The organism is Dactylosporangium sp. NPDC048998, assembly GCF_043197855.1.
Lineage (GTDB): Bacteria > Actinomycetota > Actinomycetes > Mycobacteriales > Micromonosporaceae > Dactylosporangium.
Genome location: NZ_JBICTV010000006.1, coordinates 336,624 through 360,874, shown reverse-complemented (window position 1 = coordinate 360,874; position 24,251 = coordinate 336,624). Strand labels below are relative to the sequence as shown.

General features: G+C 71.5%; 22 protein-coding genes. 15 read left to right on the top strand and 7 right to left on the bottom strand.

Going from position 1 to position 24,251, the window contains the following annotated elements:
• Positions 1-53 precede the first annotated feature (53 nt).
• The 3 genes from ACGFI8_RS18380 to ACGFI8_RS18370 all read right to left on the bottom strand — a co-directional run bounded on the left by ACGFI8_RS18380 (position 54) and on the right by ACGFI8_RS18370 (position 1,947).
• Positions 54-1,031: a LacI family DNA-binding transcriptional regulator gene (locus ACGFI8_RS18380; RefSeq protein WP_392806255.1), complete on the bottom strand. Its 978-nt coding sequence runs from the start codon at positions 1,029-1,031 to the stop codon at positions 54-56.
• A gap of 155 nt (positions 1,032-1,186) precedes the next feature.
• The gene (locus ACGFI8_RS18375) at positions 1,187-1,669 is read right to left on the bottom strand and encodes a DUF3995 domain-containing protein (RefSeq protein ID WP_392806253.1); all 483 of its coding nucleotides are present in this window, start codon (positions 1,667-1,669) and stop codon (positions 1,187-1,189) included.
• A gap of 38 nt (positions 1,670-1,707) precedes the next feature.
• Positions 1,708-1,947 carry a hypothetical protein gene (locus tag ACGFI8_RS18370; protein ID WP_392806251.1) on the bottom strand — a complete coding sequence of 80 codons (240 nt, stop codon included), beginning with the start codon at positions 1,945-1,947 and terminating at the stop codon, positions 1,708-1,710.
• 570 nt (positions 1,948-2,517) lie between these two features.
• On the opposite strand from ACGFI8_RS18370, the gene ACGFI8_RS18365 reads away from it, so the two are divergent.
• Positions 2,518-3,654, top strand: a complete 1,137-nt coding sequence (locus tag ACGFI8_RS18365) for a sensor histidine kinase (RefSeq protein ID WP_392806249.1) — start codon at positions 2,518-2,520, stop codon at positions 3,652-3,654.
• Between the two features lie 116 nt (positions 3,655-3,770).
• Positions 3,771-4,775 carry an NAD(P)-dependent alcohol dehydrogenase gene (locus ACGFI8_RS18360; protein WP_392806402.1) on the top strand — a complete coding sequence of 335 codons (1,005 nt, stop codon included), beginning with the start codon at positions 3,771-3,773 and terminating at the stop codon, positions 4,773-4,775.
• 159 nt (positions 4,776-4,934) lie between these two features.
• Here the strand turns inward: ACGFI8_RS18360 and ACGFI8_RS18355 are convergent, their stop codons facing one another.
• The 3 genes from ACGFI8_RS18355 to ACGFI8_RS18345 all read right to left on the bottom strand — a co-directional run bounded on the left by ACGFI8_RS18355 (position 4,935) and on the right by ACGFI8_RS18345 (position 7,388).
• The gene (locus tag ACGFI8_RS18355) at positions 4,935-5,417 is read right to left on the bottom strand and encodes an ester cyclase (protein WP_392806247.1); all 483 of its coding nucleotides are present in this window, start codon (positions 5,415-5,417) and stop codon (positions 4,935-4,937) included.
• A gap of 114 nt (positions 5,418-5,531) precedes the next feature.
• Positions 5,532-6,164 carry a TetR/AcrR family transcriptional regulator gene (locus ACGFI8_RS18350; RefSeq protein ID WP_392806245.1) on the bottom strand — a complete coding sequence of 211 codons (633 nt, stop codon included), beginning with the start codon at positions 6,162-6,164 and terminating at the stop codon, positions 5,532-5,534.
• Between the two features lie 171 nt (positions 6,165-6,335).
• Positions 6,336-7,388 (bottom strand): amidohydrolase family protein, encoded by a 1,053-nt coding sequence (locus ACGFI8_RS18345; RefSeq protein WP_392806243.1) that lies wholly within the window; start codon positions 7,386-7,388, stop codon positions 6,336-6,338.
• A 280-nt stretch (positions 7,389-7,668) separates the two neighbouring features.
• Between ACGFI8_RS18345 and ACGFI8_RS18340 the strand changes: the two genes are divergently transcribed.
• Positions 7,669-8,514: an MOSC domain-containing protein gene (locus ACGFI8_RS18340; RefSeq protein WP_392806241.1), complete on the top strand. Its 846-nt coding sequence runs from the start codon at positions 7,669-7,671 to the stop codon at positions 8,512-8,514.
• 96 nt (positions 8,515-8,610) lie between these two features.
• Here the strand turns inward: ACGFI8_RS18340 and ACGFI8_RS18335 are convergent, their stop codons facing one another.
• The gene (locus tag ACGFI8_RS18335) at positions 8,611-9,366 is read right to left on the bottom strand and encodes an SHOCT domain-containing protein (protein WP_392806239.1); all 756 of its coding nucleotides are present in this window, start codon (positions 9,364-9,366) and stop codon (positions 8,611-8,613) included.
• A gap of 385 nt (positions 9,367-9,751) precedes the next feature.
• Between ACGFI8_RS18335 and ACGFI8_RS18330 the strand changes: the two genes are divergently transcribed.
• From ACGFI8_RS18330 to ACGFI8_RS18275, 12 genes are all read left to right on the top strand, one after another.
• Complete coding sequence (locus tag ACGFI8_RS18330) at positions 9,752-12,868, top strand: BTAD domain-containing putative transcriptional regulator (protein ID WP_392806237.1); 3,117 nt, start codon at positions 9,752-9,754, stop codon at positions 12,866-12,868.
• Between the two features lie 190 nt (positions 12,869-13,058).
• Positions 13,059-13,595, top strand: coding sequence for a hypothetical protein (locus ACGFI8_RS18325; protein WP_392806235.1), 537 nt, complete (start codon positions 13,059-13,061; stop codon positions 13,593-13,595).
• A 181-nt stretch (positions 13,596-13,776) separates the two neighbouring features.
• Positions 13,777-15,096, top strand: coding sequence for an aspartate aminotransferase family protein (locus ACGFI8_RS18320; protein WP_392806400.1), 1,320 nt, complete (start codon positions 13,777-13,779; stop codon positions 15,094-15,096).
• A complete protein-coding gene (locus ACGFI8_RS18315; RefSeq protein WP_392806233.1) occupies positions 15,093-16,124 on the top strand; it encodes an NAD-dependent epimerase/dehydratase family protein in 1,032 nt (343 codons plus the stop codon). The genes ACGFI8_RS18320 and ACGFI8_RS18315 overlap by 4 nt, the downstream gene beginning before the upstream one ends.
• A 13-nt stretch (positions 16,125-16,137) precedes the next feature.
• Positions 16,138-17,085: a UbiA prenyltransferase family protein gene (locus tag ACGFI8_RS18310; protein ID WP_392806231.1), complete on the top strand. Its 948-nt coding sequence runs from the start codon at positions 16,138-16,140 to the stop codon at positions 17,083-17,085.
• 30 nt (positions 17,086-17,115) lie between these two features.
• The gene (locus ACGFI8_RS18305; protein WP_392806229.1) at positions 17,116-18,144 is read left to right on the top strand and encodes a glycosyltransferase family 2 protein; all 1,029 of its coding nucleotides are present in this window, start codon (positions 17,116-17,118) and stop codon (positions 18,142-18,144) included.
• Positions 18,141-19,217: an endonuclease/exonuclease/phosphatase family protein gene (locus ACGFI8_RS18300; protein ID WP_392806227.1), complete on the top strand. Its 1,077-nt coding sequence runs from the start codon at positions 18,141-18,143 to the stop codon at positions 19,215-19,217. The genes ACGFI8_RS18305 and ACGFI8_RS18300 overlap by 4 nt, the downstream gene beginning before the upstream one ends.
• Positions 19,214-20,209 carry a glycosyltransferase family 2 protein gene (locus tag ACGFI8_RS18295; protein WP_392806225.1) on the top strand — a complete coding sequence of 332 codons (996 nt, stop codon included), beginning with the start codon at positions 19,214-19,216 and terminating at the stop codon, positions 20,207-20,209. Before ACGFI8_RS18300 ends, ACGFI8_RS18295 begins: the two co-directional genes overlap by 4 nt.
• Entirely contained in the window at positions 20,206-21,210 is a 1,005-nt protein-coding gene (locus tag ACGFI8_RS18290; RefSeq protein ID WP_392806223.1) for a glycosyltransferase family 2 protein, read from the top strand. Before ACGFI8_RS18295 ends, ACGFI8_RS18290 begins: the two co-directional genes overlap by 4 nt.
• Complete coding sequence (locus tag ACGFI8_RS18285; RefSeq protein WP_392806220.1) at positions 21,207-22,265, top strand: endonuclease/exonuclease/phosphatase family protein; 1,059 nt, start codon at positions 21,207-21,209, stop codon at positions 22,263-22,265. Before ACGFI8_RS18290 ends, ACGFI8_RS18285 begins: the two co-directional genes overlap by 4 nt.
• Entirely contained in the window at positions 22,262-23,209 is a 948-nt protein-coding gene (locus ACGFI8_RS18280) for a hypothetical protein (protein WP_392806217.1), read from the top strand. The genes ACGFI8_RS18285 and ACGFI8_RS18280 overlap by 4 nt, the downstream gene beginning before the upstream one ends.
• Entirely contained in the window at positions 23,206-24,198 is a 993-nt protein-coding gene (locus tag ACGFI8_RS18275; protein ID WP_392806214.1) for a class I SAM-dependent methyltransferase, read from the top strand. The genes ACGFI8_RS18280 and ACGFI8_RS18275 overlap by 4 nt, the downstream gene beginning before the upstream one ends.
• Positions 24,199-24,251: the final 53 nt, after the last annotated feature.

Below are 24,251 nucleotides of genomic sequence, written 5' to 3'. Positions count from 1 at the left end.
TCGAACTGATTCGACAATTCACGGGGGTGTGTCGAGTGTCGGGTGGGGCGTGTTCAGCGAACCTTGAGCACGGGGGCCAGCATCGTGACGGAGGGCTGGGCCTCGTTGTTGAGCAGCCCGGCGAGGCGCCGCACCGCCGTGCGGGCCAGCTCCTCCACCGGCAGGGACACCGAGGTGACCGGCGTGGCGATCCGCTCCACGGCGTCGTCGGGGCAGATGGCGACGATGTCGACGTCGGGCCGGCCGAGCCCGGCGAGCCGGTCGACGACCAGCGGCAGCGCCCACTCGTTGTAGACGACCATCGCGCTGATCTCCGGGTCGCGGGTCAGCAGGTCACCGAGCGCGTCGACCACCCCGCCGGCCGAGGGCAGGCAGGAGGTCCAGGTGGCCCGGGCGCCCTGCTCGCGCAGGGCGTCGAGGGCGCCGTCGCGGGCGTGCGCGGCGTAGGCGGCGCCGCGCCGGTAGGTCTCCGGGTGCTGGCCGAGGAAGCCGACGTGGGTGTGGCCACGGTCGAGCAGGTGTTCGGCGGAGGCGCGCCCGCAGGCGGCGAAGTCGAAGTCGACATACGGCAGGCCGTAGGGGTTGTCCGGCGTGCCGACCAGCACCGCGGGGCACTTGAGCGAGCGCAGCAGCTTGGCCCGGGGGTCCTTCTGCTGCACCTCCATGAGCATGACGCCGTCGACCATCGCCGAGCCGACGGTGTCGCGGATCGCCGAGGTGCCGTCGTCGTCGGTGAGCATGAGCAGCTTCAGCCCGGCGTCCTGGGCGGCGGTGAGGGCCGCCCACACGTAGGGCATCTGGACCTGGTTGTGCGGCCCGTGCACGAGCGGCAGCGCCATGGCGATGACGCCGGTGCGCTTGGTGCGGATCGACCGGGCGCCGGCGTGCGGGCGGAACTGCAGCTCCGCGATGCTCGCCTCGACCCGGGCGATGGTCTCGGCGGAGATGGACCGATTGCCGCTGAGCACGTAGGAGACCGTGCTGCGCGACACCCCGGCGTGCTTCGCCACGTCCGCGATGGTCACTGCCATTGGTCGAGTCTCCTCCCTCCGCGGCGTCGCCGTGCGCCCGGGCTCGCGCTGAGCGACCACAGGTCGCGGCGGTCCCGCCCGGACTCCGTCCGGGATGTCGAATCAGTTCGACGGACGGACCGTAGCACCGGGGCCTCGGCCGGGCAAGAGGTCGGTCAGGGCCGCGCGCCGCGCTCGCGGTCCGGGCGCCGGCTCGCGAGCAATTCCACGCCGAGCAGCAGGCCCCAGGCCAGGAACCAGGGGTCCCAGAGGTACAGGTGCCACCGGATCGCGGACCGGTCCGCGTCGGGGGCCGCGTCGAGGAGGCCGGCCTCCACGATCGCCTGGCCGGCGACGAGCAGCCCGCCGTACGACACCAGAACGACCGCGGCCGTCCACGCCACGAACCGCAGCGGCCGGCGCCACGCCCCGGGCCGAGCCACCGCGAGCCCGGCCAGCGCGACGGCCAGCTTCAACGCCGCCGTGACCCACACGACCGCGATCAGGCCCGGGTCGCGGGCGCGGCCGAGCTCTTCGATCGTCCCGCCGAGCGTGCTCAGCCCGGCGGTGCCGCCGGCCGCCCAGTAGGCGCTCACCAGGGCGTACAGCACTCCGAGCACGAAGGCGGCCCACCCGGACCGGCCGACACGATGTTCCACGCCGCAATTCTGCCTGGATTCTGCCTGAGGCCACCGCGTCAGGGGTGCCGGCCGGCGGGCACGGGGACCAGGCAGTAGCGCCTCGCCCTTGACGACGAACGGCTGGCCGGCGTCCGGGCAGTGTCGACGGAGCCCGCACCGAGGTCGACGACGGCCACCGAGGCGCCGTCGGGGACGGCGAGCAGCCCGGTCTCGTCGGCGTGCAGCGCGGCGGCGACCGGCTCCGGCACCAGCCGGGTGGGCCGCAGCCCGAGCAGCGCCGCGGCCCGTTCCAGCACGGCCGTCTGCGGCCGGTGCCAGCCCGCCGGATGGGGTCAGGGCGACGCCGGCCATCGGCCCGCCCGCGACCCGCCGGGCCGCGGCGGCGACGTGCGTGAGCACCGCGGCGAACAGGCTGCGCACCGAGCACTCGACGCCGCCGAGCACGACCGAGCCCTTGCCGATGGTGCGCCGCGGGTGCGGCTCGAACCGGTCGGGGTTGGCCTCCCCCGCCTCGACCGCGTCGAACCCGGCGACGAAGTGGGGCGCGTTGTCCAGGCACACCGCGGACGGCTCGAGCAGCAGCTGCTCGCGCCGACCGTCCGGCCTGGCCAGCACCGCGGCGGTCCGCGCGGTGCCGAAGTCGATGCCGAGGTGGTATCCGCCCACGCGTTCAGGCTAATACGACGAAACCGGTCCAAAGGCCACAGAACGGCGATGACTCGAGGTTCCCGTGACATTGCCGTGGGCGATAATCGTGCCGACCGGTAGAATCTCGGACAAACTATCCAGAATGTCCTCGACGCCGGCGCGGCCGGTCGTACTTTGGTCGGATCCGGCGCCGCCGGGCGGCCAATAGAATCGGCGTGATGCTCGGAAAGCTGCGCTCTGTCTGGGACGAGCCGAGCCCGGCCGATCCGCCCGCCCGGGTGTGGCGCGACTGGGTGCTCGTCGGCGGCTTCGCGCTCGCGACCGTCTGCGAGGTGCTGATCCGGCCCGAGCTGCCGTTTCGCTGGTTCGCGGGCGGCGTGGCGCTCGCGGTACTGCCGACGCTGCTGTGGCGGCGCACCCGGCCGCTGCCGGGGGTCGCGTTCGCGTTCGGCGCGTGCGGGCTCGCGCCGCTGGTGACCGGGCACGACCTGGGCCTCAACTCGTTCGTGTTCGTGCTGTTCCTCGGCTACGCGCTGGCCCGCTGGGGCTCCGGCCGCCAGGTGGTCCTCGGCGCCTCGATCATCGTCGCCAAGCTGCTGTTCTCGCTGCTCATGGGGTTTGCGGGGGCGGGCGACACGATGGGCGGCTTCGGGATCCTGTTCGCCGTGACGGCGCTGGGGGCGGCGCTGCGGTACCGGGCCCGGGCCCGCCTGCGCGAACTGGACCAGGTGAAGCTGCTCGAGCGCGAGCGGCTGGCCCGCGACCTGCACGACACGGTCGCGCACCACGTGTCGGCGATGGTCATCCGCGCCCAGGCCGGCCTGGCCACCGCACCCGTGAACCCCGACGCGGCCACCGACGCACTGAAGGTCATCGAGGCCGAGGCGTCCCGGGCCCTGGCCGAGATGCGCGGCATCGTGCGGGTCCTGCGCGCCGACGAACCGGCCGAGCTGTCGCCCATCCCGCGCGTGGCGGACCTGCACGGCCTGGCCGGGCGGCACCGGGTCGGCCCCGCGATCGACGTGGAGATCTCCGGCGACGTCGACGACCTGCCCGCGCCGATCGGCACCGCGATCTACCGCCTCGCGCAGGAGTCGGTCACCAACGCCCGCCGGCACGCCCGCAACGCGACCCGCATCGAGGTCAGCGTCGTGGCCGACGAGGCGTCGGTACGGCTGCGGGTCAGCGACGACGGCGAGACGGCCCCGGCGCGCGCGGCGAGCTCGGGCGGGTTGTCGGGCGGGTTCGGCCTGGTCGGCATGGCCGAGCGCGCCGGGCTGGTCGGCGGCACCTGCGAGGCCGGCCCCGGCCCGATCCGCGGCTGGACGGTCACCGCGGTCCTCCCCCGCGCCTGATCAAAAACGCACCCGACCGGGCCGGCCAAGGTCCGAGGCCGCGGCGCCGGAAGTACGGAAACGGTCCGGCCCATGTACCGATGAACGCCACCGAGAACGACCCCACCATCGACGCCATGAAGGCGATCGTTCAGGAACGGTACGGCTCATCGGAAACGCTCCGGCTGCTCGACGTCGACCCGCCGGCGCCCGCCGAGGGCGAGGTGCTCGTCCGGGTCCGCGCCGCGGCCGTCAACGCCCGCGACTGGCACATCATGCGCGGCGACCCCTATCTGGCGCGGCTCATGATGCCGTCGATGTTCGGCCGCGACGCGCCCCGCCGGCCGATCCGCGGCAGCGACTTCGCGGGCGTCGTCGAGGCCGTCGGCGCCGGGGTGACCCGCTTCGCGCCGGGCGACGAGGTGTACGGCGACCTGCGCGAGGACGACGGCGCGTTCGCCGAACTCGCCCGCGTGCCGGTCGGCTACGCCGAGCACAAGCCGGCCGGGCTCACGTTCGAGCAGGCCGCCGCGGTGCCGCTGGCCGGCACGACCGCCCTGGTCGCGCTGCGCGACTACGCCCGGGTGCGGGCCGGGCAGCACGTGCTGATCAACGGTGCGTCCGGGGGCGTGGGCACGTTCGCGGTACAGCTGGCGAAGGCGTTCGGCGCGGAAGTGACCGGCGTGTGCAGCACCCGCAACGCCGAACTGGTCGCCGAGCTCGGCGCCGACCACGTCGTGGACTACACCCGGGAGGACTTCACCCGCACCGGCGAGCGCTACGACGTGGTGTTCGACCTCGTCGGCAACCGCACGCTCGGCGAGTGCCGGCGCGCCCTCGCCGACGACGGCACGCTCGTGCTCGCCGGCGGCGGCGTGTCCGGCGGCGGCCGGCCCAGCGTCGTCGGCCCGATGACGCTGACCATCCGGGCCACGCTCGCCGCCCGCCTGGGCAACCGCCGGATCTTGCCGCTGCTCAACGTGCCGCCGAGCGCGGAGGTCCTGGCCACGCTGCGCGACTTCCTGGAGGCGGGGCAGATCACCCCGGCGATCGACCGGACCTACCCGCTGGACCGGGCGGCGGAGGCGGTGCGGTACCTGGAGATCGAGCACGCCCGCGCCAAGGTCGTCATCACCGTCTGACCAGGCCGTGGTGCGTGTTGTCGGGGTCGTATGGCTGGCCGCCTGGTTGGTCTCCGACCGATCACCCGATCGTCGTACGTCGATCATTGGAAAGCCCCCTCATGAGCAAAAGGCGCGCGGCTGCAGGACAGCCGCGCGCCTTTCGAACGGGCGGGCCACTCAGGCGGCCGTCGGCGCGGTGGCCGACGCGGCGACGGCGGAGGCGAAGTCGAACTGGACGCCCAGCTGCGCCATCATGATGCTGACGCCCACGTAGCAGTTGAATTCCTTGATCTTGCCTTCTTCGATGTACCAGAAGTCGGCCGTGGGGATGTCGAGCTTGGCGCCGGTGGGCTGGATGACCCCGGCCGGCGTCGGGAACGGGCCGGTGAAGGTGCCCCGGATGGACAGCTCGACGGCGACGACGTTGCCCATGACGTGGAAGCGGTGCAGTTCGCGGTGAACGTCGGGGGCCAGCTGCCCCATGAAGACGACCAGGTCGCCCAGGTGCTCACCGCGGTACGACTCCCCCGCGACGATGTTGTTGAACACGCCGTCCTCGGCGAACAGGTCGGCGAATCCCTGCACATCGAGAACGTCGCCCTCGGCCGCGTGGTAGGCCTGGCGAACGATGGCCTCGACGTCGGCGGTCTCGGTGGTCATTGGTCTCTCCTCCTCCAAAGAAGTAACTCAAACGCTTGATTGAGATTATGGGCGGCAATCGAACCATGTCAAGCAAGTGTTTGCATTACTTGGAGCGGGCGCCCGGCGGCTGGGTCAGCCGGCGCTCGGATGCCCGCGGAACGCCCCGGCCACCACCGGGATGAGCAACCGTTCGATCTGCTTGACGGACTTGGCGGCCAGCTCGGCGCCGATGGGCGCGAGCGCCAGCCAGTTCAGCAGGCCCGCCGCGCACCGCGTCCGGAAGATCAGCTCGGGTTCCTTGACCCCGGGCAGGTTCGCGCTCAACACCCGTACGGCATCTCGGCGGGTCTGGTCGAACTTGCCGGCCAGCCGATCCCAGCTCTCCGGCGGATCGATGCCGACGCGCGCCACGGTCCTCATCACGGCGAGATCTTGCCCACCGGCGGCGAGCGAGCGAATCATCGGTGCGGCGAACGCCGCGGCCAGCTCCTGCAGCGTCGCCTTCGGCGCCAGCGCTCCGATCGCCTCATGCTGGGCGTCGAGGTATCGCTCCAGCGCGTGCTCGATCGCCGCATCGCACAACGCCTTCAGCGATCCGAAGTGGTAGCTCACCGCCGCGACGTTGGCCCCGGCGCTGTCGGTGATCTCGCGGAGCGTGATGCCCTCCGAACCCCGTTCGGAGATCAGTTCCAGGGCGGCCGCGAGCAGGCGGTCGCGCGTACGCTGACCAGCCTCTCGACGCAGATCCGCCTTCTCCGCCACCACAGGCCGAACTCAAGCATCTGCTTGATCTTTTGTCAAACACAGGACCCCTTCAGCTCGGGAATGGTCCGCTCGGCGCCGTTGACTACGCGAGAGATGGGTGCGACACCCACCGCGAAATCGCCCACCTCGATCAACGATCTGAGACGCAGGGCACCGGTAGACCGCTGGCTTTCAGAGCCTGAGCAGTCGCTCGGCGTTGAGGTGCGCGATTTTCTCTTTATCACCGAGGTTGATGGGCATCTGGTCGAGGAATTGGCGAGCGGCCTTCATGTTGGCGTATGGATAGTCGGTGGTGAACAGAATCCGGTCTATCCCGATCAGGTTCACCATGCCGAGATAGGCGTTGTAGGACAGGCTCCAGCTGCTGTCCACGGCGCCGGATTCCTGGTTCGCGAAGTCGCCGGCGAGGATACCGCCGTAGAAGTTTTCGCGAAGGTATTCCTTGATGGTGCGTTTGAGGCCGCCACTCGCGTCCGACTGAAACGAGTAGTCCGTCCGCCACGCCATCCAACTCAATGCTTCAAAATGGTGTCCCACGATAATCTGCAGCCTGGGGAAGTGGTCGAACACCTTGCCCAGGATCAGACGTATGCAGTGTATCCCGGTGTCTATGTGCCAGCCGAGCCCTGCAGCCGACAAGTTGGACGAAACATACGGATCGAAGCCGCTGTAACAGGCGTCGACCACCGGCTTCGGCGGCAGGACGGGATGCAGGTAGATCGGCACGTCGAGAGTTTCGGCGCATTCGAACACCGGCCAGAAGAACGTGTCGTCAAGGTAACGCCCGTTGACGTGGCCGTTGATCAGTGCCCCCACGAAGCCATGGTCGCGGACGACCCGCTCGAGCTCGCCCACGGCAGCCGCCGGGTTGAGCATCGGCAAGGTGGCGAAGCCTCGGAACCGCTCGGGATACTTCGAGACCGCAGCCGCGACGGCGTCGTTCGCCTGCTTGGCCAGGTCGGCCGCGAGCGACGGCTCGATGGTCTCCGGGCCGGGGGTGGTGTGCGAGAGGATCTGCACGTCGATCCCCGCCGCGTCCATAGCGGCGATCCGCCCCTCCCCCAAATCGTAGATGCCTGCCGGCCACCCGCCTTGCGCGTCCGTCTTGAAGCGTCCCGCCTTCTTCCAGACGTTGTAGATCAATTCTTCCGGATCGTTCCGGTTCGCCTCCTGAATAGCCGGAAGCTTGTAGTGCTCCTCGAAACCGATGATCTTGCCCTGCATGGCGATGCTCCTCTCTGGCACGGATTCGCTGACGCCCGGCCGCCGCGGATGAGGTCCGCCGGCGTCACCGGCTGCATCCTGGCCTCGACGAACGACTGCACCTTCGCGTCCAGCTGCACTACCCCAAAAGCCGCCATACCCCCGGGTGCTCGCCGCGGCACTGCTGCGCAACACCGCCGAGGCCCGGCACTGGATTTCGGTCACGGCGTCGGGGTCGCCTGGTAACGCGGCCGCCGGAGCGCGATAGCGGCGTCACGCCGCGTCATGGCATCCTGGCGGGATGCGGGTCGCCTCGATGCACACGTACCCGGTGAAGGGGTGCCGCCGGATGGACCGCGACACGGCGCGGGTCGAGCCGTGGGGTCTGGACGGCGACCGGCGCTGGCTGATCGTGGACGAACACGGGCTCGGCCTGACCCAGCGCCAGCACCGGGAACTGGTGACGATGCGGGCGGTGTCCCGGCCGGGCGGGCTGACCCTGGACGCGCCGGGGCTGGCCCCGCTCGATCTGGCCGAACCGACCGGCGGCGAGGCGATCCAGGTCCGGGTGTTCCGGGGGCGGCCGCCCTCACCGGTACGCGCCGCCGGCCCCGAGGCGGACGACTGGCTCAACCGGCTGTTGGGGCGCACCGCCCGGCTGGTCTGGCTCGGTGACCCCACCGGCAACCTCGTTCCCTGGCCGGTTCCGGCCGGCTCCGGCGCCGAGCTGAGCTTCGCCGACGGCAGTCCGCTGCTGCTGGCCAACACCGCGTCGCTGGACGCGTTCAACGACTGGCTGCTGGAGTCGGGCAGCACCGAGGGGCCGCTGCCGATGGTCCAGTTCCGCCCCAACCTGGTGGTCAGCGGTGCCGCGCCGTGGGCCGAGGGCGAGTGGGTCGGCCGGCGGATCAGGATCGGCGGGGCCGTGTTCCACGGCGTCAACGAGTGTGGCCGCTGCCTGGTCGCGACGATCGACCAGGAGACCGGGGAGCGGGGACGGGAGCCGCTACGGATGCTCGCCGCACGGCGGAACGTCGGCCAGAAGCTCCTCTTCGGTCTCCAGATGACGGTGCGGGCCGAACCGGGCGGACCTTCCCACGAAGATCGTACGGTCAGCGTCGGTGACACCGTGGAGGTGCTGGACTGACCGGGACGGTCCGCTCGGACGTTGATGCGCTGCTGTGCACACCACAGCTGGACACCTTGCTTCGCCGCGCTACCCGCTGCCGGCTGTAGCGGGCCGCTACAGGTTCAGCAGCCGCGCCTTCGCCGCGTCGAACTCGGCCTGGGTGAGCGCCCCGGACCGGCGCAGTTCATCCAGCTTGGCCAGTTGGTCGACCACGCTGCCGCCCAACGGCGCGGCCGGCATGCTGGCCGGCTCCGGCGCGGCTGGCAGCGGTTCGCCGAGGACCAACTGGGTGGGGTTCGCCGGGTCGTACTTGACGGCGAACCGGTCGTTCGGCCGTGGCGGCCCGACCCGGGACACCACCTGGGTCGCCACTATCTCGAACGGCGCTGACCCGTCCGCCGGTTCCACCCGCAGCTGCAGCTTCGCCATTGGGCTCTGGTTCACCGTGGTCCCGGTGTCGCTGACCGACAGCACAACCGCCACCCCTGGTCGGCCGGACTCCTTGAGCGTGGCGGCTCGTCGCGCCAGCCGCCCCGCGATCACGCCCAGCCAGACGAGGCCCAGCCCGACGAGCAGGAAGGCGCCTCCGAAGACCCAGCCGAACGTGTTGCCCTCCACCGCCGCCGCGAGGGCGCCCACCCCGATCGCGGTCACGACGGAGCCCATGACCAGCAGGCCGCCGCCGGCGGCGATGGCGATGACGGCCACCGGCAGGCCGAGGAAGATGCCGCCGACGATGACGACGGGCGGCACCGTGCAGGTCTCGGCCGAGTTGCAGTCGCCGGAGCCGATGAGGCCGTAGGTGCCCAAGCCCACAGCCGCCGCCGCGACGAGACCGATCATCGTGGCGATGATGACGCGGAGTTTCATGGTCGGCACAGTAAGATCGTTCGGCGCCACAAGCCAGATCGCGACACGGATCCGACAGACCGCGACCAAAAGGTGCGGGGTTCCAAAACCCCGTCGCCCGTGCGTGACCTGGACAGACGCAGCGCTCAGCCGTGCCGTCGGGCATCATCACGACGCATGTGCCGAACACTCGATGAATATGCCCGCCATTACAACGGCCGACGTGAGCGAAGTGACGACCGTTCAGACTTTCGTCCGGCGACATTGACCGATTCCGCCTGACTGGGGTACCAGTGGCCGATTACTTCGTGTGGTCAAGTAATCACGTACGCGCTACGCTCCATTCACCATCCTGGATCTCCTTCCTCAACTGCGGCTGGAGAAGACGGCTGGAGAGCGGAGCGGCATGGACATCGGCATCCTCGGGCCGGTCGAAGTCTCGGTCGACGGCCGGTCGCTCCAGCTCGGCGGGCCGCGGACCCACTCGGCGCTGGCCGCGTTATGCCTCGAGGCGGGCCGGATGGTCCCCACCGACCGGTTGATCGAGGTGCTCTGGGACGAGAACCCGCCGGCCACCGCGCGCTCGCAGGTCCAGATCTGCGTCTCCACCCTCCGGCGGGTGTTCGCCGCCGCGGCGTCGGCTGGCCCGCTGGTGGTCATCGAGACCCGCCCGCCCGGGTACGCGCTGATGCTGACCGGCGCGCGGCTCGATGCTCAGCAGTTCGAGGAGCAGGCGGCGCAGGCGACCAAGCTGGCCGCCGACGGTGAGCTGCACGAGGCCGCCGCACTGTTCCGCTCCGCACTGGAGCTGTGGCGCGGTCCGCCGCTCGCCGGGCTGACGGGCCCGATACTGCGGGCCAGCGCCTACCACCTCGAAGAGCGGCGGCTCGCCGTGCTGGAGCGGCGCATCGAGGTCGATCTGCGGCTCGGCCGCCACGCCGAGCTGGTGGGGGAACTGGGCGAGCTGATCGTTCAGCACCCGCTGCACGAGTGGTTCTACGGCGCACTGATGACCGCGCTGCACCGCTCCGGTCGACGCGCCAAAGCCCTGGACGTGTACCGGCAGGCGCGTGCCGTCCTGGTCGACGAACTCGGCCTCGAACCGGGGGCGGAGTTGCGCCGCATCGAACAGCTGGTGCTCGCCGGGGCTCCGGGAGGACCGGCCGCACCGGAGCCACCCCGTGAACGGGCCGGGATGTCTGTGCCGGCGGTCGAGGATCCGCCAAGGGCGGCACGGCCTCGTCCGGTGGCGCCGAACCAGCTTCCGCTGGACACCGCGGATTTTACCGGCCGCGCCGCCGAGGTGGCCCGGGTCACCTCGGCGGTCACCGGCGCAACCGGCCGCAGCGCGACCCGGCAACCGGCGATCGTCGCTATCTCCGGCCCCGGCGGGGTCGGCAAGTCCGCCCTTGCGCTGCACGTCGCGCACAGCCTGCGCGACGCGTTCCCCGACGGCACGCTGTACGCGAACTTGTCCGACGGCACCTGGCCCGTCCACCCGGTGGAGATCCTCGGCCGGTTCCTGCGCGCGCTCGGCGTCAACGGGCTGGCCATACCCGGCGGCGTCGACGCCCTCGGCGAGATCTACCGCGACCTGATCTCGGACCGGCGGATGCTCATCCTGCTCGACAGCGCCACCGACGAGACCCAGGTGCTACCGCTGTTACCCGGCAACGAACCGGCCGCCGTCATCGTGACCAGCCGGCAGCGGCTGACCGCGCTGCCCGGTGCCGAGCACGTGTTGCTCGACGTGCTGCCGCCAGAGCCGTCGGTCGACCTGCTCGCGGCCGTGGTCGGAGCCACCCGGGCCAGCCGCGACGACGCGGCACTGACCGAGCTGGCCTCGCTCTGCGGCGGGCTGCCGCTCGCCCTGCGGATCGCCGGGGCCAGGCTCGCCTCCCGCCCGCACTGGAAGCCCAGCCGGCTGATCGGCCGGATGCGCGACGAGACCCGCCGGCTCGACGAGCTGGAGCACGGTGCGCTCGGGGTACGGGCCAGCATCGCGGTGAGCTACTCCGGCCTCGGCCCCGACGCCCAGCGGCTGCTGCGGCTGCTGGCCTGCCTCGACGCGCCCGAGTTCGGCGCGTGGACCGCCGCCGCGCTGCTCGACGTGGCCTTGGACGACGCCGAGGATCTGGTCGACGACCTGGTCGGGGCGCACCTGCTGGCGGTGCTCACCGAGACGCCCGACTTGCCGGTCCGGTTCCGGCTGCTCAACCTGGTGCGGGTGTTCGCGCGGGAGCGGGCCCAGTCCGAGGAGCCGGACGAGCAGCGGGCCGCTGCGGTCCGGCGGGCCCTCGCCGGCTGGCTGTACCTGGCCGAGGAGGCGCACCGCCGCGAGTACGGTGGGCAGTACACCGTCCTGCACGGCACCGAGCCCCGCTGGGTTGTGCCGAAGAGCGCGACCGCCACCCTGCTGGAGCAGCCCCTCGGCTGGCTGGAGGCCGAGCGGCAGGCCCTCACCGCCGCGCTGCGCCAGGCGGTCCGCAACTGCTGGGACGAGCTGGCCTGGGACCTCGCGCTGACGCTGGTCACGCTGTTCGAGGGGCGCAGTTACCTGGCGGACTGGCGGGAATCGGCCGAGCTGGCACTCGCACTGGTCCGGCAGATGGACAACCGGCGGGGCATGGCCGCCATGCAATACGCGCTGGGTGCGCTGCACATCGTCGAACAGCGCTACGCCGACGCGGGCGACCGGCTGCGCCAGGCCCTCGACGGCTTCACCGCCTGCGACGATCACCACGGGCGGGGGCTGGTCCTGCGCAACCTCGCCTTCCTCGACCGGATCGCCGGACGGCCGGACCTGGCCCGCCTTGGGTACGAGCAGGCATTGCCGATCCTGCGCGAGGCCGGCGACCAGATCGCGGTGGCGCACGTGCTGTCCAGCCTGGCCGCGCTCCGGCTGGACGCGGGCGACGCCAACCAGGCGCAGAAGATGCTCGACGACGCACTGGTGATCGCCCAGATCGCTGGCAGCCGCCGGGTGGAGGGGCAGATCCTGTTCCGGCTCGGCGAGGTCTACCTGCGGCGGGACGAGCTGGATCGTGGCGCGGAGGCGTTCCATCAGGTCCTGCGGTTGACCCGGGACCACCGCGATCGGCTCGGTGAGGCATACGCGTTGCTGGGCCTCGGCCGGATCCGGCACCGCGAGGGGCGGCACGGGGCGGCGGAGACCGCCTTGTCGCAGGTATTGCAGCTGGCCGGGGAGCTCGGCGACCGGCTGGTGGAGGCGCACGCCCAGCAGGCGCTCGGCATGCTGGACATCGAGCGGGACGAGCCGCTGCGGGCTGACGAGTGGCTCAGTGCCGCGGCAAGGACGTTCGGTGCGGTCGGGGCGACCGTGCAGCAGGTCAACGCGCTGGTCGTCCTGGGCGAGTCGCGATTGCGCCTCGGCGACACACACGGCGCCATGCGTGCCGCGGTAAGCGCCGCAGCCCTGCTGGGCGATGCCGATCGTGACGACGACACCGCGGAGGTTCGCGGGCTCCGGCAACGGATCAGCGGGCTGACCCCGCCGGCGTGAGCGGGCTGCCCCAGTTGGTGTCGAGCTTGCGCGTCATCTCTGTGTCCCTCCCGGTTGCCGGATACCCCTGTGGTACCGCCGGGAACACGGGAGCATCGCCACATTTCGATGACCTATTCATCCGCTATTCCGGACTGGCGACGCGCCATGGATAGCGCACCGCTGGTCCGGCGCGGCACAGTCTCAGGTTGTGGTTCACGGCGACGCCCTCCCGCACCACACCGCGCGCCTGGGGCTGACAGTCGCCGGCGCGCTGGTCAACCGAGGGGTGCTCACCGTCGGTCTGCTCGGCGCCGGCGCGCTCGCCGACGAATACCTCGCGCTGTTGCCGGACCTGCTGCCCACGGTCAGCCAGGTCGCGCTCTTCGACCCCGACGACCGGGCCGCCGACGAGCTGTGGGACCGGCTGGTCGAGCCGCTGCGCCGCCGCGGTGTCCAGCTGTGCGTCGACCGGCACGCCCGCGATGTGGTACGCGGCGCCGATCTCGTGCTCCCGATCGACGCGGTGCACGCGGCCCCGCTACGGGCCAGCTGGCTCGCCGCGGGCGCGGTCGTGCTGAATGTCGGCGAGCGGCGCCTGCCCACCCGGCTGCGGACCGCCGCCGACGTGCTCCTCACCGGCGCCGAGCCGAGGGCCGTGCTGCTCGCCGCCATGGTCCGCGGGCTGCACGGGCCCCGCCTCATCGTCGTGGACCTGGCGGCCGGCCGGCCCCGGTCGACTGGATAGCCGCCGGATGCCCGCCGGATAGGTCATCACGTTGCACTGCCGCCAGCTTCCCTATCGGTACTTCGAAAGAGGCGGCAACATGCAGCAGGAACTGATCAGCCTGGACCGGGTGCATCAGCTGTCCACCAAGGAGGTGCACGAGCTCTACCGCCGCTACGTCAGCCGCAGTCAGGTCTCGTTGATGACCACATTCGGCTTCGGCCGGGAGCTGGTCGAGCGGGCCGAGGGCGCGTCGATCTGGCTGCGTGGCGGCCGGCGCGTGCTCGACTTCACCGGCGGCGTCGGCGTGCTCAACCACGGCCACAACCACCCCCGCATCCTGCGGGCCCGGCAGCAGTACAGCGAGCAGGGCCGGATGGAGGTCCACAAGGCGTTCTTCTCGCCCTACCTGGCCGCGCTGAGCCACAACGTGGCCGCGCTGCTGCCCGGCGATCTGAACATCTCGTACTTCCCCAACTCCGGCGCCGAGGCCAACGAGGGCGCCATCAAGATGGCGTACAAGTACCACGGCGGCAGCCGCAACACGATCCTGCGGGCCGACATCAGTTTCCACGGCAAGACCCTGGGCGCGGGCAGCCTGACCGGTTCGACCGAGAACGCGTTCGCCTTCCCGGGCCTGCCGAACATCGGCGTCTACCCGTACGGCGATCTGGCCGGGCTCACCGCGGCGATCGAGGCGGCCCGGCGCCCGGACGGCGGCTGCGACGTCTACGCGATCATGCTGGAGCCGTTCAGCGCCTCCAGCCTGCGTCACTGGTCCGAAGCCGACCTGCGCGCCGTGCGCACGCTCTGCGACCGCAACGACATCATCCTGATCTTCGACGAGATCTACACCGGCTGGGGCAAGACCGGCAGCCTGTTCTCTTTCATGCGGCACGCCGGCCTGGTACCGGACATCCTGACGTACTCGAAGTCGCTCGGTGGCGGCAAGGCGTCAATCTCCGGCTACACCGCGCGGGAACCGGTGTTCCGCAAGGCGTACGACCGGCTGGCCGACGTGATCCTGCACAGCACCACGTACTACGGCTTCGGCGAGGAGACCGCCACCGCGATCGAAGCGGTCAACGTCGTGGTCGAGGACGACTACCCGGCCCGCGCCCGGCGGCTGGAGGCGATGCTCGGCCCTGAGCTGCAACGCATCGCCAAGGCCCACCCGGACGTCGTCCGCGAGGTCAAGGGCGCCGGGGCGCTGTGGGGCGTCTTCCTCGACGGCGGCCCGCGGATCCTGGACCTGGCCGGCAAGCTGGTGCCCGGCTTCGCGCACGACCCGCGATTCAAGACCAAGCTCATCACGCTGTCGGTGATCTCCCACCTGTTCCGCGAGCACGGGATCGTCACCTATTACAGCCCGAACGTCGAGAACCCGCTCATGGTCGCGCCCAGCCTGGTCGTCTCCGACGACGACGTGGAGCACTTCCTGGACAGCCTCGACGCCACGCTCAGCCGCGGCCTGCCCCGGCTGCTCACCTCGTTCGTCCGCGAGAAGGTGACCGGGCGATGACCGTCGTGGTGACCGGCGCGGCCGGCATGCTCGGCACGCACCTGGTCGAGCGGCTGCTCTCGACGGGCGAGCGGGTCCGTGGGGTCGACCGGCGCGGCAGCACCGTGCCTGCGCACCCCCGGCTGGAGCACGTCGAGGCCGACATCCGTGACACCACCGCCATGCGGCGGGCGTTCACCGGCGCGACCGCGGTCGTGCACTGCGCCTCGGCGCTGCCCAGCTACCCGGCCGACGTGATCCGATCAGTGATCGTCGACGGTACCCGCAGCGTGCTCGACGCGGCGGGGGACGCCGGTGTACCGCGCGTGGTGCAGATCAGCTCGACCGCGGTCTACGGCCTGCCGAAGGTCGTGCCCACCACCGAGGAGCACCCGCGCGAGCCGGTCGACACCTACAGCGAGGCCAAGGCCGACGCCGAAGTCGTGGCGGACAAGGCCCGCGCCGACGGGATGTGCCTCACCACCCTGCGGCCCAAGACGTTCCTCGGGCCGGGCCGGATGGGGCTGTTCGCGATGCTGTTCGAGTGGGCCGAGGAGGGCCGGAACTTCCCGGTCCTCGGCCGCGGCGACGTCCGGGTGCAGATGCTGGCCGTCGAAGACCTGGTCACCGCGATCGAGACCACCCTCGCCGCACCGCCGGACGTCGCGACCGACACCTACAACATCGCCGCCGCCGAGTTCGGCACGATCCGCGAGGACTTCCAGGCGGTGCTCGACGCCGCCGGGCATGGCAAGCACGTCGTCGGGCTGCCGGGCCGCACAGCGGTGGCAGTACTCTCGCTGCTGCAGCGCGTCGGGCTGTCCCCGGTGTACGGGCGGCTGCTGCACAAGCTGCTCGCCGACTCCTACGTGAGCATCGCCAAAGCCCAGGACCGCCTCGGCTACGCGCCCGTCCGGTCCAACCGGGACACGATCCTGGCCACGTTCGACTGGTGGCGCGATCAGCGCGGCTCGCCGTCCGGCAACGGGGTCACCAGCCGGGAGCCCTGGAAGCAGGGGGCTCTCGCCGCCGCCAAGGTGCTCTTCTGAGACGGGAACCACGATGACGACTCTGGAAACCACCGCACCCACCGCCGTCCCTACCCGTCTCCTGCCCGACCTCATCCGGGTCGCCCGGCCGGTCCACTGGGCCAAGAACGTCCTGGTGGTCCCGGCCGCCCTGCTCGCCGTGCCCACGATCACCGCGACCACCGCCGGCCACGTCCTGCTGGCCACCGTCGCGTTCACGCTCGCCTCGATCGCCGTGTACTTCGGCAACGACCTCGCCGACCGCGCCCGCGACCGGCTGCACCCGGTGAAGCGGCTGCGACCCATCGCCTCCGGCCGGGTCTCCACCGCCCTCGCCGTGGCGGTCGCCGCCGGTGTCCTGGGGCTGCTCGCCGTGCTGCTCATCGCCGTCCCGGCCGTGCCGTCCGGCCCGATCCTGGCCTACCTGGTGCTCAACGTCCTGTACTGCCGGCTGCTCAAGCACGTACCGCTGGTGGACGCCGGCTGCGTCGCCGCCGGGTTCGTCCTGCGGGTCCTGGAGGGGTACCTCACCGCCGGTGCGCCCGTGGCCACCTGGCTGCTCGTGGCGGTCTTCTCGCTGTGCCTGCTGCTGGTCCTCGGCAAGCGGCGGCAGGAGCTGTCGGTCGGCGGCATCGAGCACCGGCCCGCCCTGCGCGGCTACACCGTCGAGGTCACCGACCACCTGATCCAGCTGACCGCGGTCCTCACCGCCGTGGCGTTCCTGCTGTACCTGCGGGGCGACGCCCAACTCGGCCCGTTCGCGGAGCCGACGACGCTGGCCTCGGTACCGCTGGCCCTCTTCGCGCTCGCGCGGTACATCCAGGCGGTCCTGGTGCGCGGCGTCGGCGACCCCGTCCTCGTCCTGCTCCGCGACCGCGCGATCGTCGGTACGGCCCTGGTGTGGGGCCTGCTCTTCGTCACCGCGCTGGTGCTCTCACACAACCCGGCGCTCGCCCACCGGCTCCAGGCCCTCATCGACTGACCAGAGCTCATCGACCAAGGAGAAGACGCCGTGTCCGCACCCCGGGTCTCGGTCATCATGCCCAACTACAACCACGCGGACTCCCTCGAGCGCACCATCGCGGCCGTCCGCGCGCAGACCGTGCCGCCACTGGAGATCCTGTTTATCGACGATCGCAGCACCGACGACTCTCGGGGGATCGCCGAGGCCGCCGGCGTCCGGGTCGCCAGTACCCCCGTCAACAGCGGACCGGCGGCGGCGCGCAACCTCGGCGCGCAGCTCGCGTCCGGCGACGTGCTGCTCTTTCTCGACTCGGACGTCGAATTGGCGCCGACCGTGATCGAGCGGGCCACGGCGCTGCTGGCCGCCCGGCCCGAGGCCGGCGCGATCTGCGGCATGCTCGACGACGTTCCGCTCAAGCGCGACAGTCTGCTGCAGGAGTGCCGGTGCCTCCAGGCGCACTACTGGCGGATCAGCTCCGAGGGCGTGGTTTCCTTCCTGTTCAGCGCGATCTGCGCGATGCGGGCCGACGTCTTCGCCGAGATGGGCCCGTTCGACGAGCGGCTGCGCGAGACCGAAGAGGTCGAGTACGGCCAGCGGCTGTCGACCCGGTACCAGGTGCTGCTCACCTCGGCGCTGTCCGGCCGGCACCGCGACGAGCCGCGGCTCTGGCCGTTGCTGCGCAAGCTGTTCCACCGCTCCCGGCTGCGCGTACCGCTCTACACCAGACGGCGCAGGTTCGCCAAGGGCTTCGAGACCTCGGCCCGCATCTTCAGCAGCGTCGCCGCCACCGCCGCGGTCCTGAGCGTTCCGGTGGTCTTGGCCGGTCCTTTCTTCGCTCTGGTACCGGCTGTGCTGCTCGCCGTGTCGATCGGGTGCGACGCCGAAATGTACCGGTTCGTGTTCCGCCGCCGGGGGATCGGCTTCGGCCTGTTCTTCACCGGGGTGCAGGTACTGCAGAACCTGGCCATCATGGCCGGCGCGGGCTTCGGCGCGCTGCAATGGCTGGTGTCACGGGAGTTCCGCACCCTGTACGACTTCGCTCCGCAGCCGCGACCGATCCGGGCGGTCGCGGCGTGAGCCGTCCGTGGCGCGGCTGGTGCCGGGCTACGTGGGTCCTGGTCGCCGTGACCGGAGCCTGGCTGTCCTTTGTGTGCCTGCAGCACCTGCTCACCGGCCGCTGGTGGCTCTGGCTGCTGCCCGACCTGGCGCCGCCGCTGACGTTCGTGGCCGTGCCGGTCCTCCTGGCCGCCGCGGTGCCGGCCGCGCGGGTGCTCGGCCGTCGGGTGCCGGTCAACGCCACCTGGCTGGTCCTGGCGGGGACCGTCGCGGCCGCTGCGCTCGGCTGGCCGTACAACGGCCTCAATGTCCAGGGTGGAGCGGCCGGAACGGGCCCGGGTCTGCGGTTGTTCGCGTGGAACACCGAGTACTGGGGCGAGAACGTCCCGCGGGACCGGTTCTACGCGTTCCTGCGGGCGCAGCACGCCGACGTCTACCTGCTGCAGGAGTACCTGCACTGGGACGAGGCGGCCGGGCTGGACGGCGCGCGGCAGGTGGACGACGAGGCGGCGCTGCGGGTGGCGTTCCCCGGCTACTCGATCGCCAGCCGCGGTGAGCTGCTGACGCTCAGCCGCTTTCCGATCGTGGCCCGGCCGCCGGTCGGCCCGGACCGCGACCTGGCCGGCCGCCCGGCCGACTTCGCCCAGGTGTTCGTCGCGGCCAAGGTGCTGCGCACCGATCTCGACGTCGGCGGGCGCGTCATCTCGGCCTACAACGTGCACCTGCCGGTCCAGATCGACCTCGCGGTGAGCCGGCGGTTCTTCACCCTGATCCAGGAACGCGACGAGCGGCGGCACCGTCAGCTGGCCGGGCTGCAGGCCGACCTCGCCGCGAACCACGGTCCCGCGATCATCGCCGGGGACTTCAACACCAGCCCGGCGATGGGTGACATCGATGCTCTGCGCGCGACCCTGCACGACGCCAGCACCGCGCTGTACCCGGGGTCGTGGCCGGCCGATCTGCCGCTGTGGCGGGTCGACTGGACCTTCACCACGGCCGGGCTGGTCGCCGGCGACTACCGGCTGGTGGCCTCGGACGGGCTCTCCGACCACCGGGCGCAACAGGTGCGGATCGTCCTGGGAGGACAGTCATGAACGTCTCGGTGGTCATCCCCAATCACAACTACGGCAAGACCCTGGGCGCCTGTCTGCACTCGGTCCAGCGGCAGACCGTCGAGCCGATCGAGGTGATCGTGGTCGACGACTGCAGCACCGACGACTCGGTCCGGATCGCGGAGGCGGCCGGGGCGACGGTGGTGCGGCACGCGGTCAACCGGGGCGTGTCGGCCGCCCGCAACACCGGGGTGGCGGCCAGCAACGGCGACGTCGTCTTCTTCGTCGACTCCGACGTCGCGCTGGCCCCGGACGCGATCGAGCAGGCCGTCCGAATCCTGGCCGAGGAGCCGGACTGCGGCTGCGTCTTCGGCGTGTACGGGCCGGAGCCGCTCATCGACGACGGCCCGGTGGAGCGCCACCGGGTGCTGCACCTGCACTTCGTGCTGACCCGGCAGGTCGGGCGGACCGAGACCGCGGTGTTCGCGCTGGCCGCGATGCCGCGCCGGGTCTTCGACGAGATCGGCGGGTTCGACGAGCGGCTGCGCAGCGCGGAGGACGACGAGTACAGCGAACGGCTCCGGACCCGCTACCAGATCCGGCTCACCGACACGATGGTCGGCTACCACGACGAGGTGGACCGGCTGCCGGACGCGCTGCACGAGCAGTACCGGCGGGCGCAGCTCATCCCCTTCTCGGCCCGCAACCGGATGCGCCGCGGCGGGCTGGCCGTCAACCGCACCACCGGCGTGGCCGTGGTGGCGCTCATGCTGGCGACGTTGCCGCTGGGCCTGCTCAACCCGGTGCTGCTGGCCGTGCCCGGCGCACTGCTGGCCGCCTTCGCGGTGGCCGACCCGCCGCTGGCCCGATTCGTGGTCCGTCGCAAGGGTCTTGCCTACCTGGCGTACTTCACGGGCGTCAACCTGCTCCTGCACATAGCGCTGCTGGCCGGCTGTGCCCGCGGCCTGCTGCGCATCCTCACCGACCCGACCTTCGGCCCGAGCCGCCGCTTCACGATCGGTACGACACCATGAGCTCTCCACTGGTCTCCGTGATCATCCCGAACTACAACTACGGCGCCACGATCGGCCTGTGCGTCGAGGCCGCGCAACGGCAGACCTACCAGCCGCTCGAAATCCTGGTCGTCGACGACTGCAGCACGGACGACTCGGTCGCGGTCGCGCAGGCCCGCGGCGCGCGGGTCGTGTCCACCGGCGTCAACGGCGGTGTCGCGGTCGCCCGCAACCTCGGTGCGGCCGAGGCGTCGGGCGCGATCCTGGTCTTCGTCGACTCGGACGTGGCCATGCACCCGGACGCGGTGGCCAATGCGGTCGCCGCGCTGCGGGCCGATCCCACCGTCGGCGTGGTCGCCGGCACCTACGAGCCGGAACCGCTCATCGTCAACGGGGTCGTCGAGCGGTACCGCAACTTCCACCAGTACTACTGGCTGGAGGCGGCGGCCGGCGAGTTGCACGACTTCGTGCCGACCGCCATCATGGCCATCCCCGCGATCGTCTACGCGGAGCTGGGCGGGTTCCTGCCGCACCTGCGCGAGACCGAGGGCGCCGACTTCGGCCGGCGGCTCGGCGCGCGGTACCGGATGCTGCTCGCCAGGGCGGTGCGCGGCAAGCACGACAACGATCCGACGCTGCGGGTGGTGCTGCGCAAGGTCTTCCACCGCACCCGGCTGCACATCCCGTTCTTTCTCGACCGCAGCCGGGTCGCTCAGGTGGCGACCAGCCAGCAGTCCGGCGGCTGCCTCGCCGCGGCGCTCGCGCTGGCCACCGCACCGGCGCCCGCGTTGCTCGGCCCGATCGGTGCGCTGATCCCGCTGGCGTTCTTCACCGCCTGGTACCTCGGCGAGCGCCGGTTCTTCCGTGCTGCCCTGCGCCATCGGGGACCCGGCTTCGCCGTCGCCGTGGTGGCGCTGCACTACCTGGTGAACCTCACCACCGCGGCCGGGATCGCCGTCGGCCTCACGCAATGGGCCGGCTCCGCGCGCTTCCGCCGCTTGTACACCGGGCTCGCGGCATGACCGCGACCATCCCCACGACGTCCACAGTGGTCGACCGGCCGGCCAGGGTCCACATCGGACGGCGTGCCGTCGTGGCATCCGGAGTCGCCTGGCTGGTCTTCGCCGGGCTCAACATGGTGCTGAGCGGTCGCTGGTGGCTGTGGCACGTGCCGGATCTCCTGCCGCCGCTGGCTTTCGCTGTGGTACCGGTCGTGCTCACCGCCGGCACCGCCCTGCTCCGGCTGGGCCGCCGGCCGCTGGTGATCGCGCTGGCCGGCCTCGCGGTCGGCGGGGCACAGGCAGGCTTCAACCCTGCGGCGCTGCTGCCGTCGCCCGGGGACGTCGCCGGCACACACCTCAAGGTCGTGTCGTGGAACACGGAGGTGTGGGACGCCTGGGACGATCCGGCGCGGTTCATCGCCTTCCTGCGCGCCCAGGACGCCGACGTGTACCTGCTGCAGGAGTACGCGGAGAACGGCCTGCACCCCGGCGACTTCCCCGGCTACACCGCAATCGAGCGCGGCGAGCTGCTGACGCTCACCCGGCTGCCGGTACGGCGCGTCGTCGCGCTGCCCGCCGAACCGGCCCCCGCCAGCAGCTGGCGAGAGGTGTACGAGCAGGTCAAGTCGCTACGCGTGGACGTGATCGCGGGCGGCGAAACCCTCTCGGTCTACAACGTGCACATGCCGATCCAGTTGGACCTGGTGAGCCCGCTGTCGGCGAAGTTCTACCGGCAGATGCGCCTCCGCGACGCTGCGCGGCACCGGCAGTACACCTCCTTGGAGAACGACGTGCGCGGCAACCGCAACCCGATCCTCGTGGCCGGGGACTTCAACACCAGCCCGGCGATGGGCGACATCCGGTGGCTGACCGGCTCGCTGCACGACGCGGCGAGCGCCAACCGGTCCCTGTATCCGGCGTCGTGGCGCTCGTACTGGCCGGTCGAGCTGTGGCGCCTCGACTGGGCGTTCACGTCCGACCCGGTGACGGTGCAGCGGTACGAGTTCGTCGACCCGCGCGGCATGTCGGACCACAGCCTGCAGCGGATCGAGCTGACCGTAGGGAGGGCACGATGAGACGACGGATCTTCGCGGTACTGCGCATCCTCGCGTACGTGCTGGTCGTGCTGTTCCTCGGCAGCCAGCTGTGGCGGGCACGGCACGGCCTGGTCGACAGCGTCCGAACGGTCGGGCTGGGCAACGCACTGCTCGCGGCCGTCCTGGCGGGTGTCGGTGGCCTGCCCGGCATGTTCGGCTGGCGAATCCTGCTGAGCGGCCTGGGCACCCGGCTGCGGACCCGCGAGGCACTGCGGGTGTACTTCGTGGGCGGTCTCGCCCGCTACATCCCCGGCGGGGTCTGGCCGGCCGTGGCGCACGCCGGCATGGCCACCTCGCTCGGCGAGCCGCCGGCCCGGCTGGCCGCGGCCTTCCTGGCCAGTCAAGGGCTCGCGGTGGTGGCGGGGTTGCTGGTCGGGCTGCTCGCCCTGCCCGCCCTGGTGGCGGTGAGTCCACTGTGGTGGCTGCTGCTGCCGGTGCTCGCCGCCGCCGTGGTGCCCGTCCTGGCTCCCGGAACGCTCCGCGCGCCGCTGACCCTCGGCGCCCGTCTGCTGCGCCGCAACACCACACCGGAGATGCCCGGCCGGGCCGCGCTGAGCAAGGCCACCGGGTTGATGGCGCTGGGCTGGCTCATCAGCGGTACCCACGTGGCGGTCCTGGCCGTCGCGCTCGGCGCCGATCCGATCGCCACGCTCACCGTCGGCATCGGCGGTTTCGCCCTGTCGGTGGTCGCCGGGGTGGTGGCGCTCGTGCTCCCGTCCGGCCTCGGCGTGCGCGAGCTGGTGCTCGGGCTCACCCTGGCCACGCTGCTCACCGGTCCGGCCCTGGTCACCGTGGTGGCGCTGAGCCGGATCCTCATCACCGTCGTCGATGCGGCCTCCACGTTGGTCGTCCTGGCCGCGCTGGGCATGTTCCGCACGGCCCGGGTTCCCGCCCCGCTCACCCTGGAAAGGACTCCGTCATGACCTCCCTCCCGGTGCCTTCCAACCGAACCGGTGTCCGCCGATGGGGGCGGCGGGTCCGAGCCGCCGTCAGCACCTCGTCCGGCCTCGAGCTCCTCAGCGCGCTGCCGGTCCTGCGCGGGCCGGTGCGGTACCTCGACAGCCACCCGGTCTTGCACGGCACGGTGCTGTCCGCATTCGGGCTTCGCCGCCCGCTGTTCGTCGACCACCTCGGCGATCCGCAGCCTCGCTACGGCTACGGGCGGCCGGTCCACCCGCAGCTCGCTGCCCGTTTCGCCGAGGGGCGGGACCGCTACCGCGCGCACCTGTCCGGCTTCCGCGCCTACCTGGACGCCTTCCGGGCGATCCCCCTGCAGGCCGAACTTACCGACCCGACGCCGTACTGGCGCAACGGCTGGCTGCCGCCGCTCGACGCACTGGCGCTGACCGGGTTCCTGGCCGGGACCAACCCGCGCCGGTACCTGGAGATCGGCTCGGGCAACTCGACGAAGTTCGCCCGCCGGGCCATCACCGACCACGGCCTGCGCACCACGATCACCTCGATCGACCCGTCGCCGCGGGCGGAGATCGACGCGCTGTGCGACACCGTGGTCCGCGAACCGCTGGAGCACACCGACCTCAGCCGGTTCGACGAGTTGGAAGCCGGCGACATCGTCTTCTTCGACGGCTCGCACCGGGCGTTCATGGGCTCCGACGTCACGGTGTTCTTCTTCGAGGTGCTGCCCCGGCTCCGGCCGGGCGTGCTGGTCCACATCCACGACATCCTGCTGCCGAGCGACTATCCGCCGGAGTGGCGGTGGCGGGCCTACTCGGAGCAGTACCTGCTGGCGGCGTTCCTGCTGGCCGATCGGGGGCGGTACGTGGTGGAGCTGCCCAACGCGTACATCACCGACGACCCGGCGCTCGGCGGCCTGTTCGACGACCTGTGGGCGGACCTAGGCCTGGGCGACCGCCTGCACCCTTCGTCGTTCTGGCTCTCGGTGGGGCCCTGAGAGGCGCGTATGGGGTTCCGCCGCGGCGTGATCCACAACCATGAATCTTGCGC